We start from the raw sequence: 21,646 nt of genomic DNA, 5'->3' as shown, positions 1-21,646 counted from the left end.
CGGGCGGCGGGTCAGCCGATGCGGCCCGCCGCCACCACCAGCCGCGCCAGTTCGGGGTGCACGATGTCGCTGTGCGCCCCGGTCGGCGCGCCCCCGCGCCGCACCACGGACGCCGCGTCGACGTTCACGCACCCCGACGCGGGCAGCGCACCGCTCAGGGCCGCCGCCAGGTCCAGCCGGGCGGTGCCCGGCACCCCCTGCGCCCCGTCATGGCCGAGGGCGCCCCACCGCGGGCCCAGCACGGCCGCGATCTCGCTGCCCACGCAGGAACGGTCGTCGCCGGCCAGCCGGGAGGCCAGCGGGTAGAACGTGCCCAGAGCCGTGTCGAAGTGCGAGTAGCAGCACACCAGCGGGCCGTCGACGCGCCGCTGCCGGTCCCTGAGCGTCCCCGCCCTCTCCGGGGCGTGCGGCAGCCGGGCGGTGAACGCGTAGTGGGAGAAGGCCCCCTGGAGCAGGGTCACCGACTTGACGGTGTCCACCCCCTCGGGTAGCCCGCGCAGCGCGAACGCCACCAGCCGGCCGCCGAAGCTGTGCCCGACCAGGTGCACCCGCACGCCGGGCGCCACCGCGGCCAGCCGCCCGAGCAGCGGCCCCAGTCCCCGCTCGCCGACCGTCCCGGCCCGCCCTTTCATCTGGTGGTACGTCAGCTGCCGCAGCAGTTCCTTGGCGCCGTCCCACGGGTTCGGCAGGCTGAACCGCGCGGCGCCTCCCGCCGTGTCGAGCGCGGCCAGCGCCTCGGCGAACCGCTCGCACGCGGCCACCGGATCCCCGCCGGACACGGCCGGTTCGCCGCTCTCGTCGGTGTCGGCGGTCCCCGCCGGCTCCCCGTCCGGCAGCAGCCGCGCCAGCCGGCAGAACTCCGTCAGGCCCGCGGCGCCGTCCGGCCGTTCGTCGAGCATCCGGGCCAGCCGGTCGACCACCTCCGTCCGGCCGGGGAAGGTCCGCGACAGCGCGCGCCGGGTGTCCTCGTCCAATCCCCGGAGCGGCGCCACCGCTTCCGCGGCCGCCGCGGACGCCGGGAAGTCCGGGATCGGCTCGTCGCTGAACCGCATCGACGGCCAGATCACGCCGGCGTACCCGAGCCGGGCCTTCGGCGCGAACCGCGGGAACGGGGCGAAGAAGCGCCGGTACAGCGCGGTCGCGCCCGAGCGGTCGTTGTTCCAGCCGTGCGAGAAGACGATCAGGTCACGCACGCCGTGCTCGGTGACCTGCGTCAGCAGCCGGTCGCGTTCGCGGCCGTCCCCGTCCCCGTCCGCGTCGAAGGTCAGCTCCCAGTAGGGAGTCACACCCGCCCCAGGATCCGTCATGCCAGGCTCCCTCGTCCCGCACCACGGTGTGATGCGCCCGTATCGTCCTGCGGGGACGAGGGGTTGGCCATACGGCGCGGCTCACTTGTAGAGGAGGTATTTCCTCCGGGTGCGCCGGAACGCGGCCAGCTCGTCCTGCCAGGCCCCCGTCACCTCGTCGGTGCCGGCACCCGCGTCGATCATCGTGCGCACCTGCGCCGAACCGGTCAGCTTGTCGATCCAGTCGTCGGACCGCCAGGCGAAGCCGTCCCAGACCTTCCTGGCGGTCACGAGCAGCGCGATCCCGGTGCGTACGGGGTCGTAGGCGGCCCGGTCGGTCACATGGATCTGCACCCCGCCGACCGTCCTGCCCTGGAACTTGGAGAACGTGGGCGTGAAGTACGCCTCCCGGAACCGCACGCCCGGCAGCCCCAGCCCGTTCACGGCGGCGGCCCAGCGCCCGTCGACACCCTCGGCGCCAAGGAGTTCGAACGGCCGGGTCGTGCCGCGCCCCTCGGAGAGGCTGGTGCCCTCGAACAGGCAGGTGCCGGAGTACACCAGCGCCGTGTCCGGGGTCGGCATGTTGGGGCTCGGCGGCACCCAGGGCAGGCCGCAGTCGTCGTAGAACGCGTCGCGCCGCCAGCCCGACATGCGGACGGTCTCCAAACCTACGGGCGCGGCCAGGAACTCCCCGTTGAACAGGAGGGCCAGCTCCGCGACGGTCATCCCGTGCGCCTGGGCGATCGGCTGCCGGCCGACGAAGGTGGCGAACTCCCGGTGCAGGACGGGTCCGCGGGCCTCGCGGCCGGTCACCGGGTTCGGGCGGTCCAGGACGACGAGGCGCAGGCCGGCGAGCTGGGCCGCCTCCATGCAGTCGTACAGGGTCCAGACGTACGTGTAGAACCGGGCGCCGACGTCCTGGATGTCGAAGACGACCGTGTCGACGCCGGAGGCGGTGAAGACGTCGGCGAGTGCCCGGCCGCTCTTGAGGTAGGTGTCGTAGACCGGGAGGCCGGTCGCGGGATCGTCGTGGCGGCCCTCGGAACCGCCCGCCTGCGCGGTGCCCCGGAAGCCGTGTTCCGGGCCGAAGACCGCGGTCAGCGCGACGCGGGGGTCGGCGTGCAGGACGTCGACGATGTGGCGGGCGTCCCGGGTGATGCCGGTGGGGTTGGTGACGACGCCGACGCGCCGGCCCTCCAGCAGGGCGTACCCGTCGGCCGCGAGCCGCTCGAAACCGGTGCGCACGCGCGCGCCGTGCCGGGCGGTGACGGGGACGGCCGCGGGTCCGCCGGGCCGGGACGCGGCGGGGGCGGCCGCGGGTGCGCCGGGCCGGGGTACGGCGGGGACGGCCGCCACCGCCGCCGATCCGAGCAGATTCCGTCGGGACAGGTGCATGGGATGGCCTCCGTGGGGATGGAAGGTACCGGCAGGTCCGTGGTCGCTCGCGCGGTTCCCCGCGTCCCCCGAGGGTGGCGCAGTCACCCTTTCCCTTATACATACCGACTGGTTAGTCTGTCCCGGAAGAGCCGCGCGCGCCGCGCGAAAGTCGTGTCGAAGGAGACCGATGGTGGAAGCCGTGCAGGATGCGGGAGTGATCGTCACCGGAGCGGGCGGTGGGATCGGGGCCGCGCTGGCCCGGCGGTTCGCCGCCGAGGGCGCCCGGGTCGTGGTCAACGACCTGGACGCCGGCAGGGCCGAGGCCGTGGCCGGGGAGATCGGCGGGATCGCCGTGCCCGGCGACGCCTCCGCTGTCGTCGGCCCGGCCCGCGAGGCGCTCGGCGGCACGGTCGACGTCTACTGCGCCAACGCCGGTGTCGCCTTCGAGGACGGCGACCTCGGCGGCACCCTGGACGAGTACTCCTGGGCGACGTCCTGGGACGTCAACCTGATGGCCCACGTCCGCGCGGCCCACGCCCTGCTCCCCGACTGGGTGGAGCGGGGCGGCGGCCGGTTCGTGTCCACCGTCTCCGCCGCCGGGCTGCTGACGATGATCGGCGCGCCCTCCTACAGCGTGACCAAGCACGGCGCCTACGCCTTCGCCGAGTGGCTGTCGCTGACGTACCGCCACCGGGGGATCAAGGTCCACGCCATCTGCCCGCAGGGCGTCCGCACCGACATGCTGTCCGCCACCGGCAGCGCGGGCGACCTGGTGCTCCGGCCCACCGCGATCGAACCGGAGGACGTGGCCGAGGCGCTGTTCCGGGGCATCGCGGAGGACCGCTTCCTGATCCTGCCGCACCCCGAGGTCGCCGGCTTCTACCAGGCGCGGGCCGGCGATCCCGACCGCTGGCTCGCCACCATGAACCACATCCAGCAGAAGTGGGAGGCCGGCCGGTGACCGCCTCCCGCTACGCCGCCCGCCCCTGGCTGGCGCTGCTCGACGAGGCCCAGCGCGCCCCGGTCACCCCCGCCGACTCGCTCGTGCACGCGCTGCGCGAGGCCGTGGCCGCGGCACCGGACCGCACCTTCCTCGCCTACTTCGACGCCCGCCTGAGCTACCGCGAGGCCGACGAGCTGAGCGACGGCGTCGCCGCCCACCTCGCCGCCCGCGGCCTGGCCCGCGGCGACCGGGTGGCCGTCCTCCTCCAGAACTCCCCGCACTTCGTGCTCGCCGTCCTCGGCGCCTGGAAGGCGGGCGCGACCGTCGTCCCCGTGAACCCCATGTACAAAGCGGGCGAGGTGGGACACGTCCTGCGGGACGGCGAGGTGACCGCGCTGATCTGCTCCGACCGGGCCTGGGACGCGTACCTGCGCGAGACGGCCGCCGGCTCGCCGGTGCGGATCGTCCTCACCGCGTGCGAGCGGGACTTCCAGACGCGCGACGACCCGCGCGTCCTGTCCTTCGAGCGGCTGCCCCCGGCCGCGGACGCCGACGACCTGGTCACCGTGGCCCGCCGCGGCGGCCCGGCCCCCGGGGACCGAGCGCCGCGCCCGGAAGACATCGCGCTGATCAGCTACACCTCGGGCACCAGCGGCACCCCCAAGGGCGCCACCAACACGCACGCCAACATCATGCACAACGCCGAGCGGCAGGCCACCGGGCTCGGCCTGCCCCGGCCGCCCGTCTACCACGCGCTCGCGCCGCTGTTCCACATCACCGGCATGGTCTGCCAGTTCGGCGCCTGCCTGAACAGCGCGGGCACCCTGGTACTGACCTACCGTTTCGAGCCCGGCGTCGTCCTGGATGCCTTCGCCGAGCACCGCCCCCACTACACGGTCGGCCCCTCCACCGCCTTCATGGCGCTCGCCGCCCACCCCGGCGTCACCCGCGAGCACTTCGCCTCCTTCACCCACATCTCCTCCGGCGGCGCCCCCGTGCCGCCGGCCCTGGTGGAGAGGTTCCGCGAGCGCTTCGGGCCGTACATCCGCGTCGGCTACGGCCTCACCGAGTGCACCGCCCCGTGCGCCTCCGTCCCGCCCGGCCTGGAGGCACCCGTGGACCCGGTCTCCGGGACGCTGTCCGTCGGCCTGCCAGGCGCGGACACCGTGGTGCGCATCCTGGACGAACAGGGTGTGGAGGTGCCCTTCGGGGAACAGGGCGAGATCGTCGTACGGGGCCCCCAGGTGGTCCCCGGCTACTGGCGGCGCCCCGACGCCACCGCCGAGACCTTCCCCGGTGGCGAGCTGCGCACCGGCGACATCGGGTTCATGGACGAACAGGGCTGGCTCTACGTCGTCGACCGCAAGAAGGACATGATCAACGCCTCCGGCTTCAAGGTGTGGCCGCGCGAGGTCGAGGACGTCCTGTACACCCATCCGGCGGTGCGCGAGGCGGCCGTCGTCGGCGTCCCCGACGGGTACCGTGGCGAGACGGTCAAGGCCTACATCAGCCTGCGTCCGGGAGCCGAGGCGGACCCGGACGAACTCGCGGGGTACTGCAAGGAGAGACTGGCCGCCTACAAGTATCCGCGTCAGGTGGAGATCCTGCCCGAGCTGCCCAAGACGGCGAGTGGGAAGATCCTCCGTCGGGAACTGCGTTCCCGCACCGACGACTAGCAGCAGACCGGAAGGCAGGTGGCGGCAGTGCCCAGGACGACGGACGGAGACGGTACGCCCGTCCCGCAGCGGCTGCTGGCCGCCGCCACCCGGCTCTTCGCCGACCGCGGTTACGACCGCACCTCCGTGCAGGAGATCGTGGAGGCGGCCGGCGTCACCAAGGGGGCGCTCTACCACTACTTCGGCTCCAAGGACGACCTGCTGCACGAGGTGTACGCGCGCGTGCTGCGCGTCCAGCAGGAGCGCCTGGACCACTTCGCGGGCCTCGACGCGCCCGTGGAGGAGCGGCTCAGGGGCGCGGCGGCCGACGTGGTCGTCACCACGATCGACAACCTCGACGACGCGATGATCTTCTTCCGCTCCATGCACCACCTGAGCCCGGAGAAGAACAAGCAGGTCCGCGCCGAGCGCCGGCGCTACCACGAGCGGTTCCGCGCGCTCATCGAGGAGGGCCAGAAGGCGGGGGTCTTCTCCACCGCGACCCCGGCCGACCTGGTGGTGGACTACCACTTCGGCTCCGTCCACCACCTGTCGACGTGGTACCGCCCGGGCGGCCCCCTCACCCCCCAGGAGGTCGCCGACCACCTCGCCGACCTCCTGCTGAGGGCGCTGCGCCCGTAGGCCGTGTCGTCGGCTAGTCGATGATCTCCCGGAAGAACAGGACGGCCGTGGCGGACGTGCCGCTGCCCACGCTCACCGCCACCGGCCAGGCGTTGCCGGCCAGCGCCGCCAGGACGGTGGCCCCGATGCCGGCCAGCGCGGCCAGCAGGAACACCATGGCGGCGCGCTGCGTCAGGAGCGGCCCGGCCCGCTCCGGTCGCGTCCGGTCCCGCCGCGGCCGGCGGTCCCGCCCGGGCGACGGCCGGCCGGCCGGGGGCACCCCGGTGCTCCTCACCGGGCGTCGCCGGCCCGGACGGGCACCGGGTCCTGGGACAGCGGGTCCACGCCGTCCCGCTCCGTCAGCCGCCACGGGTCCTGCGCCGGCCGGACGACACCGAACGCGAAGCCGCCGTCCACGCCCGCCCGGACGCCGTACACGGCGGGCTCGGGGAGGCTGTTGTACTGGAACGGCGTCGAGAAGTAATAGGCGCCGGTGTCCGGCACCACCACGAGGTCGCCCGGCTCCAGCGGGGGCAGCGCGCGGTCGCGGGCCAGCAGGTCGCCCGCGAAGCAGGCGGGCCCCGCGATGTCCTGGCGTACGGGCCGCCCCCGCTTGGCCGTGCCGGACGGGTCGTGCGCCTCGACGCGCAGCGGCCAGGCGTCGGGACTGAACACCGTCCGGGTGGCGACCTGGACACCGGCGTGGGTCACCGCGATCGGCCGGCCCCCCGCGCTCTTGGTGTACTCGACGTAGGCGGCCATGAAGCCGTTCTTGGCGAGGAGGGACCGGCCGAACTCGGTGACGACCGCGTACCCGCCCCCGAAGAGCCGCGGGGCGTGTGCCCTCAGCTGTTCGACGTACATCCCGAACGTGGGGGTGACCTCGTCGTCGGCGAAGTTGACGGGGAGCCCGCCGCCGATGTCGATGCCCGCGATCCTGCCCTCCCCGAACGCGGCCGTCACCTGGTCGGCGAACTCGACCGCCTGCGCCACCCCGCGGGCCATCAGGTCCAGGGGGCAGCCCTGGGACCCGGTGTGCGTGTGCACCCAGGTCAGCCACGGGTACGTGCCGAACGCCCGCATCAGCCGCTCCCGGTTGCCCGGATCCGTCAGCGGGACGCCGAACTTGGAGGTGCTCGTGGCGGTGCTCATCGCGGCGATGGCACCCCCGCCGACCTGGCAGTTGAGGCGCACCCCGATCCGCGAGACCGGAGTACGGCCGCCGAGCAGCCGGTCGATCCGCTCCAGTTCCTGGAAGCTGTCCGCGTTGACGGCCACCCCCAGGTCCAGCGCCCGCTCCAGCTCCGCCCGGGTCTTGGCGGGGGAGTCGAAGACGATCCGTTCGGCCGGGAACCCGGCCGCCAGCGCCCGGGCCAGCTCACCGGCGGTCGCGACCTCGCAGCCCATGCCGTGGCCCGCCAGTTCCGCCAGGACGGGCACCAGGCAGTTGGCCTTCGCGGCGAACGTGTGCAGGACACCGCGGACCTCGGGGGAGCCGGGGAAGGCGTCGTGCAGGGCCTGGACGGTGGCCGCGACGCCGTCGAGGTCGACGAAGGCGGCCAGCAGGGACTGCTCCGGGTCCAGCAGTCCCTGCCGCACGGCCTCCTGGAGAACACGTTCGCGCCGTACGGCGTCGAGGGGCACAGCGGTCATGGTGAACCTTCCGGTGTGGGACGAGGCGGCCGGGGCCGAGTTTCCCCGGGCGTGTATCCAGGTTGCGGGCCGCGCACCCGTGCCGTCATCGTCGGTTCCTCAAAGGCTCGCCCCTCGCGCCGGCGCCCGCACCGGGCGGCCGGCCCCGGCCGGCCACGCCGTTGTGCGCGGCGACAAGGACGGCGCCCCCCGTTGGTGCGGGCGCACGAACCACGCGCCCGGACACATCCTCACGCCCCGGACCCTGCCTCTTTGCCCGGCTCCCCGGGGAGCGGGGGCGGGCGTGTCCTCACGCCCGGGGCTTCGCCTCCTCGTCCGGTTCCGGGGAAGCGAGCGTGGGGCCGCTCTTACGCCCCGGGCCCTGCCTTTTTGCCCGGGTTGCCGGGGAGCGAGGCCACGTCCTCCCGCCCGGGGCTTCGCCTCCTCGTCGCGGTCCCGGGGAAGCGAGCGTGGGGCCGCTCTTACGCCCCGGGCCCTGCCTCTTTGCCCGGGTTCGCGGGAAGGGGGCCTGGGCCGCGAACCGGACCCTGCCTCTTTGCCCGGCTCCCCGGAGAGCGAGCGCGGGCACGTCCTCACGACCCGGGCTCCGCCTCCCCGTCCGGGTCCGCGAGCCGTAATTGCAGCTGCGCCAGCAGGCGGGCGTCCGGACTGCCGAGATCCAGGTCCGAGACCGCGGTGATCCGGCCCAGCCGGTACCGCAGGCTGTTGGGGTGGACCGAGAGCGCGTGCGCCGCCGCGGACACGTCTCCGAAGTGGTCGAGGTAGGCCCGCAGCGACTTCACGAGGTGGCCCCCGCCCGGCCCGGCGTCGGAGGCGGCCAGCCGCGCCACCGAGGTCCCCGGCGGCAGCTCCAGGTCCCGCAGCGCCTCCAGCACCCGGAGCACGCCGATCGTGTCGGCCACGTCCGCCACCCGGGCGACGGTACGGTCGCCCCCGGTCCGGATGAGGGCCCTCAGGGCCTGTTCGGCGCTGCGGCGCGACTCGGCGGCCCGCGCCAGCGCCGGCACCACCTCGCCCAGCCCGGCCCGCACCGGCGTGCCCGTCGTGACCGACAGCCGCTCGGCCAGCGACGTCCCCAGCTTCGTCAGCTGCTCGCGGGCCCCCTCCGGATCCTGGTCCAGCGCGGTCACCAGCACCAGGGCCCTGCCGCCGGCCGGCACCACCACGACCCGGTGGCCGAGCGCCGCGCAGTGCAGGGCGAGCGGACCGTACAGCCGCGACGGGTCGTCGGGCGGGGCGTCCGCGGACGCGCTCACGCCGCGGCCCACCGCCAGCACGGCGCAGGGCTCCAGCGCGGGCAGCGACGCCCGCGCGGCCAGCACCTCGGCCGAGCCGCGGTCCTCCAGCAGCGCCCGCGCCGCGTCCTCCACCAGCCGGCTGTCCGCACCGCGCGTGCGGTGGTGCAGCAGATGGGCGGCGGCCTCCCGGGACGCCGCGCGCAGGGCCTGCGACGCGTTCGGGGACAGGGGCCGGCCGCCGACCGCCGCCACCCAGACGGACCCCAGCACCTCGCCGCCCGCCCGGACGGCGCACACCAGGCGCTCGGGGTTGTCACCCTGAGCCCTGCGGTGCAGCACGTCGTCCGCCGTCCACAGGGCACGGAAGAAGCCGGCGTCCCGCATGGCGGCCACGCGCCAGGGGGGAACGCGCCGTCCGAGGATGGTCAGCCGGCGCATCTCGTCCACGTTCTCCTCGGTCGAGGAGAACGCCAGCACCCGGGACTCGGTGTCCTCGATGGTCACCGAGCCGCCGACCAGCGCGGCCACCGCGTCGGCCAGCGCGTCGAGGTCCCCCAGGGCCGGCCCAGGGGCCGTCGCCGACGACGCGGCCCCTGCCGCGGCCAGCCCGGCCCGCAGCACCACGACCAGCTCGTCCCACCGGTACCAGGTGCGGAAGAACACCGCCGTACCGGCCTCCCGGGCCGCCGTCCGCAGGGCACCGGCGGAACCCTCGGGGCGGTCCGGGCCGAAGACCACACCGGCGGCCCCCGCGTCGCCGGCCCGGCGCAGGACGTCCACCGCCTGGGGCGAGCCGGCCGCGACACCGACCGCGAGCACCAGCTCCCGCGGCCGGATCGCGGGATCCAGCACGTCCAGTACGGCGACACCGCCGACGGCGACGGCCAGCCCGCCGGGGGCCGTGTCCAGCTCCAGGGCCCCGGGCCCCACCACCGACAGCAACCGCTCCAGGGTCACCTCGTGCTCCGCCGCCGCGCCCCACCCCGGCCGCTCCCGCGCATCTGCCACGCTTCCCCCTCGCCCCACCGCCCGGCCGTGGCCCGGCCGCGTCCGGAACACGTACGACACCACAGCCCGCGCCCGCGCTCAACAGCGCACGCGAACACGGGGAAGCACGCGACACCGCCGGTGCGGCGGCGGGGGAGGGGACCGGCGCGGGGTGGCCGCACCGGCCGGGGCGGTCAGCTGTACTTCTTCAGTTCCCTGCGGGCCAGCGAACGCTGGTGCACCTCGTCCGGGCCGTCGGCGAGCATCAGGGTGCGGGCGCTCGCGTACAGCTCGGCGAGCGGGAGGTCCTGGCTCACCCCGCCCGCGCCGTGCAGCTGGATCGCGCGGTCGAGGATGCCGACCACCGCGCGCGGCGTGGCGATCTTGATGGCCTGGATCTCCGTGTGGGCGCCCCGGTTGCCGACGGTGTCCATCAGCCACGCCGTCTTCAGCACCAGCAGCCGCAGCTGTTCGACGGTCACCCGGGCGTCGGCGATCCAGTTCTGGACCACCCCCTGCTGGGCCAGCGTCTTGCCGAACGCGGTACGGGACACGGCCCGCCGGCACATCAGCTCGATCGCCCGCTCGGCCATGCCGATCAGCCGCATGCAGTGGTGGATCCGGCCGGGGCCGAGGCGGGCCTGGGCGATGGCGAAGCCGCCGCCCTCCTCGCCGACGAGGTTGGCCACCGGCACGCGCGCGTGGTCGAGGACGACCTCGGCGTGGCCGCCGTGGGAGTGGTCCTCGTACCCGAACACCCGCATGGCACGCCGCACGGTGACGCCCGGGGTGTCGCGCGGGACCAGGACCATGGACTGCTGGCGGCGGATGTCCGCCCCGTCCGGGTCGGTCTTGCCCATGACGATGAAGACGGCGCAGTCCGGGTTCATCGCCCCGGAGATGTACCACTTGCGGCCGGTGATGACGTACTCGTCGCCGTCCCGTTCGATGTGCGTGGTGATGTTCGTGGCGTCGGAGGAGGCCACCTCCGGCTCGGTCATCGCGAACGCGGAGCGGATCTCACCGGCGAGCAGCGGCTCCAGCCACTGCTTCTTCTGCTCCGCGCTGCCGAACTGCGTGAGCACCTCCATGTTGCCGGTGTCGGGCGCGGCGCAGTTCGTCGCGGTGGGCGCGAGGTGCGGGGAGCGGCCGGTGATCTCGGCGAGCGGCGCGTACTGGAGGTTGGTCAGCCCGGCACCGTACTCGGTGTCCGGCAGGAACAGGTTCCACAGACCCTGCCTGCGGGCCTCGGCCTTCAGCTCCTCGACCACGGCCGGGGTGTCCCAGGGGGACGCCAGCCGGGCCCGCTGCTCCTCGGCCACGGCCTCGGCCGGGTGGACGTGCTCGTCCATGAAGGCGAGGAGCCTGGCGCGCAGCTCCTCGGTGCGCGCGTCGAACGCGAAGTCCATACCGGTCAGCCTTCCTGAAGAGTGGTCAGTCCGTGGTCGATGAAGACGGGGACGAGTTCGCCGATGCGGTCGAAGCCGGGGCCGACCGTCTGGCCCAGCGTGTACCGGTAGTGGATGCCCTCCAGGATCACGGCGAGCTTGAACCAGGCGAACGCCGTGTACCAGGAGACGGCTGAGACGTCGCGCCCCGAGCGCGCGGCGTACCGCTCGATCAGCTCCTGCGGGGACGGGTGCCCCGCCGCCTCGGCGGTGGTGGAGACGGGGGACCGCGGCATGCCGAGCGGCCGGCTGTACATCACGAGCAGGCCCAGGTCGGTCAGCGGGTCCCCGAGCGTGGACATCTCCCAGTCGAGGATCGCCTTGATCCGGTCGTCGTCGCCGATCAGCACGTTGTCCAGGCGGTAGTCGCCGTGGACGACGGCCGGGGCGGGGGAGGCCGGCAGCGCCCGCCCGAGAGCGGCGTGCAGCTCGTCGATGCCGGGCAGGTCGCGGTTGCGGGAGGCGTCCAGCTGCTTGCCCCAGCGGCGCAGCTGCCGGTCGAGGAAGCCCTCCGGGCGCCCGAAGTCGGCGAGGCCCACCTCGACGGGGTCCACCGCGTGCAGCTCGACGAGCGTGTCCACGAGGGACAGCACCGCCGCGCGGGTGCGCTCCGCACCGAGCGGGGCGAGCTGCTGGGCGGTGCGGTACGGGGTGCCCTCGACGAACTCCATGACGTAGAACGGCGCGCCCAGCACGTCCTCGTCCTCGCACAGCAGCACCGGCCGCGGCACCGGCACCCGGGTGGGGTGCAGGGCGCTGATCACCCGGTGCTCGCGCCGCATGTCGTGCGCGGTGGCCAGCACATGGCCGAGCGGGGGCCGGCGTACGACCCACCGCGCGGTGCCGTCGGAGAGCTCGTAGGTGAGGTTCGACCGTCCGCCCTCGATCAGCCGGCCGGTCAGGGGGCCGCTGACCAGACCGGGGCGCTCGCGGTCGAGCAGGACGCGCAGCCGGTCCAGGTCGAGTCCGGGCGGGTGGTCGGCGCTCATACATCACTCCTACGCACGGGTGGACACTACCCGACACATGATGCCGACCGGTCGGTATGTCGTCCAGTGCGGGGAGCGGACGTGATGTGAAACGTGACGGGAGCCACGATAGGCCGTCCGCTCCCCGGACCGGGGCATCCCGGTTGCGCGGGGCCCGCGCACCCCGGAGGGTCGAGGGCATGAAGGGCATCAGCTACAGCCGCTACGGCGGACCCGAGGTGCTGGAGTACGGCGAGGTGCGCGACCCGAAGGTCGGCCCCGACCAGGTGCTGGTCCAGGTGCGCGCGGCGGCCGTCAACCCGGTCGACTGGAAGTGCCGCGAGGGTCATCTCGACAGCCTCCTGGACGCCGTCTTCCCGGTGATCCCCGGCTGGGACGTCAGCGGAGTGGTCGTGCGGCCGGGCGCCGCGGTCACGGAGTTCGGCGCCGGCGACGAGGTCATCGGCTACGTCCGTGAGGACTTCCTGTCCCGGGGCACCTTCGCCGAGTACGTGGCCGCGCCCGTGCGCACCCTGGCCCGCAAGCCGCGCACCCTGTCCTTCGAGGAGGCCGCCGGACTGCCCCTGGCCGGGCTCACCGCCTATCAGGTCCTGGTCAAGGTGCTGGAGGTGAAGCGCGGCGAGACCGTCCTGGTGCACGCGGCGGCCGGCGGGGTCGGCTCGCTCGCGGTCCAGCTCGCCGCCCACACCGGCGCCCGGGTGATCGGCACCGCCGGCGAACACCACCACGACTTCGTCCGCGGCCTCGGCGGCGAGCCGGTGACGTACGGCGAGGGCCTGGCCGAACGGGTGCGCGGGCTCGCCCCCGAAGGCGTGGACGCGGTCTTCGACACCATCGGCGGCGACACCCTGAGGACCTCCGCCAACCTGCTCGCCCCCGAGGGCCGGCTGGCGTCCGTCGCCGACCCGGCGGTGGTGGGCTACGGCGGCCGGTACGCCTTCGTCCGCCCGGACGCCGAGGACCTCACCGCGCTCGCCGCGCTGGCCGATCGGGGAGTTCTCTCCGTCCACGTCCAGGAGACGTTCCCGCTGGAGCGCGCGGCGGACGCCCACCGGCTGAGCGAGCGGGGCCGCACCCGCGGCAAGATCGTGGTCACCGTCGGCGGGGACACCGGCCCGGGCGGCGCCTAACGGGCGGGGCCGAGCACCAGCACGGCCGCGCACACCGCCGTCGCCACCGCGCACAGCACCGCCGCCGCCGCGTGGCGGGGGGCCAGCACGGGCGGCGGGGTGCCGGCGGACAGCGCGCGGATGCGCTGGTGGGCCACCCACACGAAGGCCAGCCACAGCCCGCAGCACACCGCGCACACGACGAGCGCGCCGGCGCCGGGGCCGGCGCGCAGAGCCGACTTCACGGCGAACACGGCGGCCACGGCCGCCGACAGCGTCGTACGCCGCCAGGCCAGCCGGGTGCGCTCGGGCTGGAGCCCCGGATCCCGGCCCGCCGGGGCCGCCCCCGCGGCCGCCGTCACGCCTCCCACCCGACCAGCACCACCACGATCATCGCCACGGCCACCACCGCGACGACCAGGCTCAGCAGCGCCGGGAACCGGGATACGGGCAGGTCCTCGCCGCGCCGCATCGCCCGCTCGCAGCGCACCCAGTGGTTCACCGCCCGCAGTGAGCACAGCACCCCGGCGCCCAGCAGCGCGAGCGCGAGACCGGCCCGCCACGCCCAGCGCAGGTCCGGCAGGAACTGGTCCACCGCGAAGCCGCCGCCGATCAGCGCGAGCGCGGTCCGCAGCCAGGCGAGGAAGGTGCGCTCGTTGGCCAGCGAGAACCGGTAATCGGGCGTGCCGCCCTCGTCCCGCACCTGGTCCGGCGCGAACCACAGCCGGATGTTCCGTACGAACTCGATCACGGGGCCGACCCTACCGGCGGCTCACCGGCCCGCCCGGAACGCCTTCAGACGCTCGTAGGCCGCGAGTCCGTCCGGCACCCACTCCCACTCGGTGAGCCGCCGCCCGACCTCCTCCTCGGTGAGGAAGGCGTGCCACTGGACCTCCTCCGCCTGGGGTCGTACGGGCAGGTCGCAGCGCACCTCGTACACCGCGGACCACCAGCTCCTGCCGGCGCCGTCGTCGTACAGGAACGTGAACAGGTGGTCCGGCCGGGGCAGCCCGCTGACGCCCAGCTCCTCCTCGGCCTCGCGCAGCGCCGCCGCGTCGTAGGACTCGCCCGCGCCGACGACCCCGCCGACGAACAGGTCGTACAGGGACGGGAACATTAGCTTGGTGGCCGTACGCCGGTGCACGAAGAGCCGTCCGGCCGCGTCCCGGGCCTGGACGAACACACAGCGGTGGCGCAGCCCGCGGGCGTACGCCTCGCCGCGCGGGCACTGAGCGACGACCCGGTCGTGCTCGTCGACGATGTCGAGGATCTCGTCAGCGGGATTCATGCCCCTCATCCAAGCAGGGCGGCGGCGTTCAGCGGCGCTGGAGGTCCCGGGCCGACGGCTCCGCCCGTGTGGTGCCGCACGGCATCGCCGGGTGCAGCCCCAGCAGCACGATGCCCGCGACCACGGCCGCGAGCCCGGCCGCCTCCCAGGCGAGCGCCCCGGTGTCGGTGCGCAGCCGGTCACCGAGGAAGCCCACCCCGCACAGGATCCCGGTGAGCGGCTCGGCCGCGGTCAGCGCGGGCAGCGACATGCGCAGGGGGGCCGTCTCGAACGCGCTCTGCACCAGGAGCAGACCGGTGATCCCGCACGCGAGCACGCCGTACGGCTGCCAGCCCGTGAGCAGCTCGGTGAGTCCGCCGTCACCGAAGCGCGTGCCGCTCACCCGGGTCAGCGCGTCCTGGATGCCGTACAGCAGGCCGGCGGCGGTGGCCAGCAGCACCGGGCCCCAGCTCATCCGGGAGCGCCTGGCGTACGCCGTCAGGATCAGCGCCACGCCGACCACGGCCCCGATGATCAGCCAGTGCCGCAGCGGATCGGCGACCGCCGTGCCGGCGCGCGGCTCGCCCGCCATCAGGAACGCGCTCACGCCGCCCGCGAGCAGCAGCAGCCCGGCCCAGCCCTGACGGCCGAGGGACTGTCCGGTGCGGTACCGGGAGAGGGCGAGAGCGAACAGCAGGTTGGTCGCGAGCAGCGGCTCGACCAGCGAGATCTCGCCCTTGCCGAGGGCGACCGCGCCCAGCACCATGCCGGCCACCATCAGACCGAGGCCGCCCAGCCAGCGCGGCATCCGCACCAGGTCGAGCAGCAGCCGGAAGGACAGGAAGTCGCTGAGCGGTGCCTGCTGGGCCGCGCTCTGCTGGAGTACGAATCCGAAGCCCAGACAGCAGGCCGCGCTCACGGCGAGGACGAGAACCAGAACCGACACGCTGTGTACCTCATCATCCGGCCGGACCACGGGCGCGTAGTCGCCGACTGTAGCGTTCCCGGGACGGCATTGCCCCGGAAGCACCCGAAAACGGGCAGTTGACTCGCCATGGTCCGGTGCCGGGGCGTCCCGCGCCATGGCGTACGCCACACCGGGCGGGCACGTGTTCCGCACAGCCCGTGGCATACGCCACAGGGAAACCCGCCGACCGCGGCAGCGGACCCCGGCCACCTGCGTCGGTTACGCCAAGTTCCGTTCTGGGGAAGGCTGTTGAAGTGCGGAGCGCCGGGGTTCCGCTTGACGCAAGTCGTGGCTGCGGGTTTGCTGTGCGTGATCGGTTGATGGCAGCCCGAGAAAACAGGAAGTTCCCCGGTGCCCCCTCTCCCGCCCGCGCCCGGCCTGAGCCGGGCCCCCACGGACGCGTCCGGCGACCCCGCCGGGGACGCCACCGCCGCCTTCGAGGAGGACCTCGGCGACGCCGGACTGCGCACCGCACGGACCGCCCTGGCCCAGGGCCGCCGGCAGGCCGCCCGCTCCCTGCTGATCCACACCGGCGACGACTGGGACCGCCGCGGTCACCGCCTCACCGTCCTCGCCCAGGACCCCCGCGCCGCCGACCGGGCCGGTGACTGGCTGGCCGCCGAACCCCGGTCCGCCGACGCCGCCGCCCTCCTCGCCCTGGCCCTCGTCCACCGCGCCGTGCGCGGCAGGGAGGAACCGGGCCGGGCCCGGGAGGCCTGCGACACGGCCGCCGCGCTCGCCCCGGCCGACCCCACGCCCTGGCTCGGCCGGCTGCTGCTGGCCCGCGCCCTGGGCTCCGACCGCGAGCTGCTCGGCACCTTCACCGAGCTGCGCCGCCGCCACCCCGAGCACCACCACGCCCACCACCTGCTGATCGCCCGCCTCGCCGAACGGCCCGCGGGCGGCCGGGCCGAGGTCCACGAGGTGTACGACGTCGCCGAACTGGCCGCCGCCGAGGCCCCCGCCGACTCTCCCCTCGCCGTGCTGCCCGTCGTCGCCTACGCCGAGCGGTACCGGGTCCTGGCCGCCACCGGCCTCACCCCCGCCGACCCGGCCGCCTCGGGGCACTGGTCCGGCCCGCGGGCCCGGCGCATCCTGCGCACCTGCTTCGACTGGTGGCTGGAGTGGGAGCACGGCGACCACCCGCGCCGCCACCTCGACCTCAACCACCTCGCTCTCGCCCTGTCCTCAGCCGGCCGCCCGGCCGAGGCGGCGGCCCTCTTCCAGCGCATCGGCCGGCACGCGACCCGGGCGCCCTGGTCCTACGTCCACCGCGACCCCTGGACGGCCTTCCGCACGGCCCGCGGCCACGCGCTCGGCCGGTAAGAAGAGATGCCGGTAAGAAGAGATGACGAAAGTCTGACCGGTGACCCGGATCCCTGGCCCCGCGGAGCCGCGAGTGCTCGAATGGGCCACGTGAACCCTGACCAACCCGAGGAGCGGGACGGCCGGCCGGTCGGCCGCCGCATCTTCCTCGGCACCCTCGGTCTCGGCGCGCTCGGCGTCCTCGGCGCGCCCGTGCTGCAACGCGGTACGGAAGGCTTCCTCGGCGACATCGCGGGCAAGGACCCCACGGGCCTGACCGGGCTGCTGCCCAACGGCGGCGGATTTCGGTACTACTCCGTCGCCGCCTCCGTCCCGCGCCCCAGCGCCACCGCCTACCGCCTCACCGTCGACGGCCTGGTCGACCGCCCGCACAGCTACACCCTCGCCGAACTGCGCGCCCTGCCGCAGACCCGGCTGGTCAAGGACGTCCAGTGCGTCACCGGCTGGCGGGTGCCCGGCACCCCCTTCGAGGGCGTACGCCTCTCCCGGCTGCTGGACGCCGCCGGCGTCCACCCCTCCGCCCGGGCCCTCCGCTTCACCTGCTTCGACGGCACCTACACCGAGAGCCTCACCCTGGCCCAGGCCCGCCGCCCGGACGTCCTGGCCGCCCTGCGCATGCAGGACCACGACCTCGGCCACGACCACGGCGGCCCCGTCCGCCTCTACGTGGCGCCCATGTACTTCTACAAGTCGGCCAAGTGGCTCTCCGGCATCACGGTCACCGACCGCGTCCGGCCCGGCTACTGGGAGGACCTGGGCTACGACGTCGACGCCTGGGTGGGCCGCTCGAACGGACGCACCGATGCGCCTACCGACTGACACCCCGGCCCCGCCGGGCACCCGCGTCCACCGCTTCACCCCGGCCGAACGCCGGGTGCACCGCGGCACCGCCGCGCTGATGGGGCTGTGCGTGCTGACGGCCGCCGTCCTCTACATCCCGCAGCTGGCGATCCTGGTCGGCCGCCGTGAACTGGTCGTCCGCGTCCACGAGTGCGCGGGCCTCGCCCTGCCGGTCCCGGTCCTGCTGGGCCTCGCCTCCCGTGCCTTCCGCACCGACCTGCGCTTCCTCAACCGCTTCGGCCCGCACGACCGGCTCTGGCTGCGCGCCGCCCTGCGCCGCGCCACCCGGCACGCCCCGCGTCCGGCCGGCAAGTTCAACGCCGGCCAGAAGGTCTACGCCGCCTGGATCGCCGGCGCCACCCTCGTCATGCTCGGCACCGGTCTGATGATGTGGTTCACCCACCTCACCCCGTTGATGTGGCGCACGTCGGCCACCTTCGTGCACGACTGGCTGGCCCTGACGATCGGCGTGGTCCTGGCCGGCCACATCGGCATGGCCCTTGCCGACCCGGAGGCGCGCAAGGGCCTACGCACGGGGACGGTGAGCGAGGAGTGGGCGCGGCGGGAGCACCCGCTGTGGCGCCCCTGACCGTGCCGGCCCGGCCCCCCGCCCACCGTTCCTCGCCCCTGGCTCCCGGGGACGGCTAGACGACGAGGGACAGCAGCAGGACCAGGCCGCCGCCGACCACCGAGATGATCGTCTCCATCACCGACCACGTCTTGACGGTCTGCCCGACGCTCAGCCCGAAGTACTCCTTCACCAGCCAGAAACCGGCGTCGTTGACCTGGCTGAAGAAGAGCGAGCCCGCGCCGATGGCGAGGACGAGGAGGGCGGTGTGGGTGGTCGACATGCCGGCCGCGAGGGGCGCGACCAGGCCGGCCGCCGAGACCGTCGCCACCGTCGCCGAGCCCGTCGCCAGCCGGATCGCCACCGCGATCAGCCAGCCCAGCAGCAGCGCCGGGATCGACCAGTCCCGGGAGATGTCCAGGATCATCTGGCCCACCCCGGAGTCGATCAGCGTCTGCTTGAAGCCGCCGCCCGCGCCGACGATCAGCAGGATGCCGGCGATGGGCATGAGGCCCTTCTCGACGGTCTGCTGCAAACGGTCCCTGGTGAACCCGGCCGGCCGGCCCAGCGTGAAGAAGCCGACGAGCACGGCGGCGAGAAGAGCGATCAGCGGCGAACCGACGATGTCGAAGACCCGCTGGGTCCGGTCCGTGGTGTCGTCCACGACGATGTCCACCAGCGCCTTGGCCAGCATCAGCACCACCGGCAGCAGCACGGTCGCCAGCGTCGCGCCGAAACCGGGGCGGCGCTCCAGCTCGTCCGACGCGCGCGTCGGCAGCATCCGGTCCGGCGCCGGCACGTCCACCCAGCGGGCCGCGACCTTCGAGAACAGCGGACCGGCGATGATCACCGTCGGGATGGCGACGAGGATGCCGAACGCCAGGGTCACGCCCAGGTTGGCGTGCAGCGCGTCGATCGCGACCAGCGGGCCGGGGTGCGGCGGGATCAGGCCGTGCATCACGGACAGACCGGCCAGCGCCGGGATGCCGATGCGCATCAGGGAGTAGTTGCCGCGCCTGGCGACCATCAGCACGACCGGGATCAGCAGCACGATGCCGACCTCGAAGAACAGCGGCAGACCGATCACCGACGCGATCAGCACCATCGCCCAGGGCATCGCGCGCCCGCCCGCCCGGGCGAGGATCGTGTCGACGAGCTGGTCGGCGCCGCCGGAGTCGGCGAGCAGCTTGCCCAGGATCGCCCCGAGCGCGATCAGGACGCCGACGCCGGCCACGGTGGTACCGAGCCCGGTGGTGAAGCTGGTGATGGTCTTGTCGAGCGGCGCTCCGGCGACCGCCCCGAGCGCCAGTGACCCGATGGTCAGGGCCAGGAAGGCGTGGAGCTTGAACTTGGTGATGAGCAGGACGATCACGGCGATGCCCACCAGGACGGCGATGCCCAGCTGGGCGTGTCCGGCGGAAGTGATCGGCGGAGGCGTGTCCGCTGCCAGCATCTCGACGCTGAGTCTGGTCACGGGGGTTCCCTTGCGGTTACGGAAACGGGGCTAGGCGGATGCGGCGGGAAGGGCGTCCAGCGCCCGCACGGCGCGCTCGGTGATCTCCTGCGGGCTGCCGGCGACGTCCACGGCGACTCCCGGCTCGTCCGGCTCCAGCGGCTGGAGCGTCGCGAACTGGGAGTCGAGCAGCGCGGTGGGCATGAAGTGGCCCTGCCGCCCGGACATCCGCTCCTCGATCAGCTGCCGGTCCCCGGTGAGGTGCAGGAACACGATCCCGGGGGCCACGGCCCTGAGCCGGTCGCGGTACGACCGCTTCAGCGCGGAGCCGCTGACCACCCCGCCCAGCCCCGCCCGGCCCTGCGCCCAGTGCCCGATGGCCTCCAGCCACGGCCACCGGTCGGCGTCCTCGAGCGGGATCCCGGCCGACATCCGGTCGATGTTGGCCTGCGGGTGGAAGTCGTCACCCTCGGCGTACGGGACGCCCAGCCGCGCGGCGAGCAGAGGACCGATCGTGGTCTTGCCCGTCCCCGCGACGCCCATCACGACGACGACCTGGGGGCTTCGCATCACTGCCTCGCTGTCTTCCTCGACATCCGACGCCACTGCGGCGTCGCCACACTGAAACCCATTAGGTACGACGAATTCAAGACTGTGTGACATATAAGTCTGACTTTTTGTCTCCGTGATCCAGGCCGTACGCTGAGTGCATGAGCACACCGGGCCGGGGCCTGCACGGCCGTGTACTGGACACTCTCGGTCCCGCGATCACGGCGGGCGAGTACCCGCCGGGCAGCGTTCTGCGCACGGACGAACTCGCACAGCACTTCGAGGTGTCACGCTCCGTGATGCGCGAGGCGGTCCGCGTCCTGGAGTCCATGCACCTGGTCGCGTCGCGCCGCCGGGTCGGCGTCACGGTCCGCCCGAAGGCCGAGTGGAACGTGTACGACCCCCAGGTCATCCGCTGGCGTCTCGCGGGCGCCGACCGTCCGCACCAGCTGCGCTCCCTGACCGTGCTGCGCTCCGCCGTCGAACCCGTCGCCGCCGGCCTCGCCGCCCGGCACGCCACGGCCGGGCAGTGCGCGGAACTCACCGAGTGCGCCCTCGGCATGGTGGCCAACTCCCGCGGCCACCGCCTGGACCAGTACCTGGTCCACGACGTCGCCTTCCACCGGGTCGTCCTCATCGCCTCCGGCAACGAGATGTTCGCCCGCCTCGGCGACGTCGTGGCGGAGGTGCTGGCCGGACGCACCCATCACGAGGTCATGTTCGAGGACCCCGACCCGGCGGCCGTCACCCTGCACGTGCGGGTCGCGGAGGCGGTCCGCGCGGGCGACGCGGTCCGCGCCGAGGAGCTGACCCGGCAGATCACCGTGGGCGCCCTCCAGGAGCTGGACATCCTGGCGCCCTGAAACGCGCCGGCCCGCCAGAGGGAGATGCCGCCGCGGCGCCTCGCCGGGGCCGCGGCCGGCGCGGCCGTCCCGGGCCGCCTACTCGTCCGGGAAGTCGCCGTCCACGTACACCCACGCCCCGTCCACCCGCTCGAACCGGCTGCGCTCCAGCAGCGAGCCGCCCCGGTAGGAGGCGCGGAAGGTCACCGTGCCCGTCGTGTGGAAGGCCGACCCGTCGGTGGAGCCGAGGACCTCGAGACCCGTCCACCGCGTCCGCGGATCGAGGTCGAGCCGCTCCGGCCGGGTCCGGGGATGCCAGGTGCGCAGCAGATATCCCGCGTCGCCCCGCGCGAACGCGCTGTACCGCGACCGCATCAGCAGCTCCGCCGTCGGCGCGGCGGCCGAACCGGAGTGGAAGCGGCCGCAGCAGGCCTCGTAGGAGATGGGGAGCCCGCAGGGGCACGTGCGCGAGGTCATGCCCCACATTCTGCCCGCGGCCCGGCGGCGTCCGCCCGCGCGGGGGTGCAC

General features: G+C 74.2%; 22 protein-coding genes. 8 read left to right on the top strand and 14 right to left on the bottom strand.

Annotated elements, in window-relative coordinates:
* Positions 1-11: 11 nt before the first annotated feature.
* Positions 12-1,307: a serine-threonine protein kinase gene (locus ABZ117_RS17960; protein ID WP_356821794.1), complete on the bottom strand. Its 1,296-nt coding sequence runs from the start codon at positions 1,305-1,307 to the stop codon at positions 12-14.
* Between the two features lie 81 nt (positions 1,308-1,388).
* Entirely contained in the window at positions 1,389-2,681 is a 1,293-nt protein-coding gene (locus tag ABZ117_RS17955) for a DUF1343 domain-containing protein (protein ID WP_356821792.1), read from the bottom strand.
* A gap of 169 nt (positions 2,682-2,850) precedes the next feature.
* Here ABZ117_RS17955 and ABZ117_RS17950 point away from each other — a divergent pair, with 169 nt between their 5' ends.
* The 3 genes from ABZ117_RS17950 to ABZ117_RS17940 are packed head-to-tail and all read left to right on the top strand — an operon-like array spanning position 2,851 to position 5,903.
* A complete protein-coding gene (locus tag ABZ117_RS17950) occupies positions 2,851-3,624 on the top strand; it encodes an SDR family oxidoreductase (protein WP_356821790.1) in 774 nt (257 codons plus the stop codon).
* The gene (locus ABZ117_RS17945) at positions 3,621-5,282 is read left to right on the top strand and encodes an AMP-binding protein (RefSeq protein WP_356821789.1); all 1,662 of its coding nucleotides are present in this window, start codon (positions 3,621-3,623) and stop codon (positions 5,280-5,282) included. The genes ABZ117_RS17950 and ABZ117_RS17945 overlap by 4 nt, the downstream gene beginning before the upstream one ends.
* Positions 5,283-5,309: 27 nt before the next feature.
* A complete protein-coding gene (locus tag ABZ117_RS17940; protein WP_356821787.1) occupies positions 5,310-5,903 on the top strand; it encodes a TetR/AcrR family transcriptional regulator in 594 nt (197 codons plus the stop codon).
* 13 nt (positions 5,904-5,916) lie between these two features.
* Here the strand turns inward: ABZ117_RS17940 and ABZ117_RS17935 are convergent, their stop codons facing one another.
* The 5 genes from ABZ117_RS17935 to ABZ117_RS17915 all read right to left on the bottom strand — a co-directional run bounded on the left by ABZ117_RS17935 (position 5,917) and on the right by ABZ117_RS17915 (position 12,197).
* Entirely contained in the window at positions 5,917-6,060 is a 144-nt protein-coding gene (locus tag ABZ117_RS17935) for a hypothetical protein (protein WP_356821785.1), read from the bottom strand.
* A gap of 113 nt (positions 6,061-6,173) precedes the next feature.
* On the bottom strand, positions 6,174-7,535 hold the full coding sequence (locus ABZ117_RS17930; protein WP_356821783.1) for a diaminopimelate decarboxylase: 1,362 nt from the start codon (positions 7,533-7,535) through the stop codon (positions 6,174-6,176).
* Positions 7,536-8,107: 572 nt separating this feature from the next.
* Complete coding sequence (locus tag ABZ117_RS17925) at positions 8,108-9,781, bottom strand: helix-turn-helix domain-containing protein (protein ID WP_356821782.1); 1,674 nt, start codon at positions 9,779-9,781, stop codon at positions 8,108-8,110.
* Between the two features lie 173 nt (positions 9,782-9,954).
* Positions 9,955-11,169, bottom strand: coding sequence for an acyl-CoA dehydrogenase family protein (locus ABZ117_RS17920; protein ID WP_356821780.1), 1,215 nt, complete (start codon positions 11,167-11,169; stop codon positions 9,955-9,957).
* A 5-nt stretch (positions 11,170-11,174) separates the two neighbouring features.
* Entirely contained in the window at positions 11,175-12,197 is a 1,023-nt protein-coding gene (locus ABZ117_RS17915; protein WP_356821778.1) for a phosphotransferase family protein, read from the bottom strand.
* A 179-nt stretch (positions 12,198-12,376) separates the two neighbouring features.
* Here ABZ117_RS17915 and ABZ117_RS17910 point away from each other — a divergent pair, with 179 nt between their 5' ends.
* Positions 12,377-13,327 (top strand): NADP-dependent oxidoreductase, encoded by a 951-nt coding sequence (locus ABZ117_RS17910; protein WP_356821776.1) that lies wholly within the window; start codon positions 12,377-12,379, stop codon positions 13,325-13,327.
* Here ABZ117_RS17910 and ABZ117_RS17905 read toward each other — a convergent pair.
* From ABZ117_RS17905 to ABZ117_RS17890, 4 genes are read right to left on the bottom strand one after another with little or no spacing between them, the layout of a single operon-like run.
* Positions 13,324-13,668 carry a DUF202 domain-containing protein gene (locus ABZ117_RS17905; protein WP_356821774.1) on the bottom strand — a complete coding sequence of 115 codons (345 nt, stop codon included), beginning with the start codon at positions 13,666-13,668 and terminating at the stop codon, positions 13,324-13,326. The genes ABZ117_RS17910 and ABZ117_RS17905 overlap by 4 nt on opposite strands.
* A complete protein-coding gene (locus ABZ117_RS17900) occupies positions 13,665-14,057 on the bottom strand; it encodes a DUF202 domain-containing protein (RefSeq protein ID WP_356821773.1) in 393 nt (130 codons plus the stop codon). Before ABZ117_RS17900 ends, ABZ117_RS17905 begins: the two co-directional genes overlap by 4 nt.
* A 21-nt stretch (positions 14,058-14,078) precedes the next feature.
* Positions 14,079-14,594, bottom strand: a complete 516-nt coding sequence (locus ABZ117_RS17895; RefSeq protein WP_356821771.1) for an NUDIX domain-containing protein — start codon at positions 14,592-14,594, stop codon at positions 14,079-14,081.
* A 28-nt stretch (positions 14,595-14,622) separates the two neighbouring features.
* Positions 14,623-15,519, bottom strand: a complete 897-nt coding sequence (locus ABZ117_RS17890) for a DMT family transporter (protein WP_356821769.1) — start codon at positions 15,517-15,519, stop codon at positions 14,623-14,625.
* 399 nt (positions 15,520-15,918) lie between these two features.
* Here ABZ117_RS17890 and ABZ117_RS17885 point away from each other — a divergent pair, with 399 nt between their 5' ends.
* The 3 genes from ABZ117_RS17885 to ABZ117_RS17875 all read left to right on the top strand — a co-directional run bounded on the left by ABZ117_RS17885 (position 15,919) and on the right by ABZ117_RS17875 (position 18,295).
* Positions 15,919-16,866, top strand: a complete 948-nt coding sequence (locus ABZ117_RS17885; RefSeq protein ID WP_356821969.1) for a hypothetical protein — start codon at positions 15,919-15,921, stop codon at positions 16,864-16,866.
* Positions 16,867-16,956: 90 nt separating this feature from the next.
* Complete coding sequence (locus ABZ117_RS17880; protein ID WP_356821767.1) at positions 16,957-17,685, top strand: molybdopterin-dependent oxidoreductase; 729 nt, start codon at positions 16,957-16,959, stop codon at positions 17,683-17,685.
* Complete coding sequence (locus ABZ117_RS17875; RefSeq protein WP_356821765.1) at positions 17,669-18,295, top strand: cytochrome b/b6 domain-containing protein; 627 nt, start codon at positions 17,669-17,671, stop codon at positions 18,293-18,295. Before ABZ117_RS17880 ends, ABZ117_RS17875 begins: the two co-directional genes overlap by 17 nt.
* Before the next feature lie 55 nt (positions 18,296-18,350).
* On the opposite strand, the gene ABZ117_RS17870 is transcribed toward ABZ117_RS17875, so the two are convergent.
* A complete protein-coding gene (locus tag ABZ117_RS17870) occupies positions 18,351-19,748 on the bottom strand; it encodes a gluconate:H+ symporter (RefSeq protein ID WP_356821763.1) in 1,398 nt (465 codons plus the stop codon).
* Positions 19,749-19,778: 30 nt separating this feature from the next.
* Positions 19,779-20,297, bottom strand: a complete 519-nt coding sequence (locus ABZ117_RS17865) for a gluconokinase (RefSeq protein WP_356821761.1) — start codon at positions 20,295-20,297, stop codon at positions 19,779-19,781.
* Positions 20,298-20,437: 140 nt separating this feature from the next.
* Between ABZ117_RS17865 and ABZ117_RS17860 the strand changes: the two genes are divergently transcribed.
* Positions 20,438-21,139 (top strand): FadR/GntR family transcriptional regulator, encoded by a 702-nt coding sequence (locus ABZ117_RS17860; protein ID WP_356821760.1) that lies wholly within the window; start codon positions 20,438-20,440, stop codon positions 21,137-21,139.
* Positions 21,140-21,217: 78 nt separating this feature from the next.
* Here ABZ117_RS17860 and ABZ117_RS17855 read toward each other — a convergent pair whose 3' ends face one another.
* On the bottom strand, positions 21,218-21,595 hold the full coding sequence (locus tag ABZ117_RS17855; protein ID WP_356821758.1) for a YchJ family protein: 378 nt from the start codon (positions 21,593-21,595) through the stop codon (positions 21,218-21,220).
* Between the last annotated feature and the right edge of the window lie 51 nt (positions 21,596-21,646).

Origin of the sequence: Streptomyces sp. NPDC006309, from assembly GCF_040613095.1 — a bacterium.
GTDB lineage: Bacteria > Actinomycetota > Actinomycetes > Streptomycetales > Streptomycetaceae > Streptomyces.
This window is presented reverse-complemented; position numbering and strand designations above follow the sequence as displayed.

Bases quoted from the DNA above. Each gene is read 5' to 3' on its own strand.
- ABZ117_RS17950 (WP_356821790.1), top strand. From the start codon at position 2,851: ATGGTGGAAGCCGTGCAGGATGCGGGAGTGATCGTCACCGGAGCGGGC.
- ABZ117_RS17855 (WP_356821758.1), bottom strand. From the start codon at position 21,595: ATGACCTCGCGCACGTGCCCCTGCGGGCTCCCCATCTCCTACGAGGCC.
- ABZ117_RS17895 (WP_356821771.1), bottom strand. From the start codon at position 14,594: ATGAATCCCGCTGACGAGATCCTCGACATCGTCGACGAGCACGACCGG.
- ABZ117_RS17935 (WP_356821785.1), bottom strand. From the start codon at position 6,060: ATGGTGTTCCTGCTGGCCGCGCTGGCCGGCATCGGGGCCACCGTCCTG.
- ABZ117_RS17860 (WP_356821760.1), top strand. From the start codon at position 20,438: ATGAGCACACCGGGCCGGGGCCTGCACGGCCGTGTACTGGACACTCTC.
- ABZ117_RS17960 (WP_356821794.1), bottom strand. From the start codon at position 1,307: ATGACGGATCCTGGGGCGGGTGTGACTCCCTACTGGGAGCTGACCTTC.
- ABZ117_RS17910 (WP_356821776.1), top strand. From the start codon at position 12,377: ATGAAGGGCATCAGCTACAGCCGCTACGGCGGACCCGAGGTGCTGGAG.
- ABZ117_RS17955 (WP_356821792.1), bottom strand. From the start codon at position 2,681: ATGCACCTGTCCCGACGGAATCTGCTCGGATCGGCGGCGGTGGCGGCC.
- ABZ117_RS17915 (WP_356821778.1), bottom strand. From the start codon at position 12,197: ATGAGCGCCGACCACCCGCCCGGACTCGACCTGGACCGGCTGCGCGTC.
- ABZ117_RS17875 (WP_356821765.1), top strand. From the start codon at position 17,669: ATGCGCCTACCGACTGACACCCCGGCCCCGCCGGGCACCCGCGTCCAC.
- ABZ117_RS17865 (WP_356821761.1), bottom strand. From the start codon at position 20,297: ATGCGAAGCCCCCAGGTCGTCGTCGTGATGGGCGTCGCGGGGACGGGC.
- ABZ117_RS17930 (WP_356821783.1), bottom strand. From the start codon at position 7,535: ATGACCGCTGTGCCCCTCGACGCCGTACGGCGCGAACGTGTTCTCCAG.
- ABZ117_RS17920 (WP_356821780.1), bottom strand. From the start codon at position 11,169: ATGGACTTCGCGTTCGACGCGCGCACCGAGGAGCTGCGCGCCAGGCTC.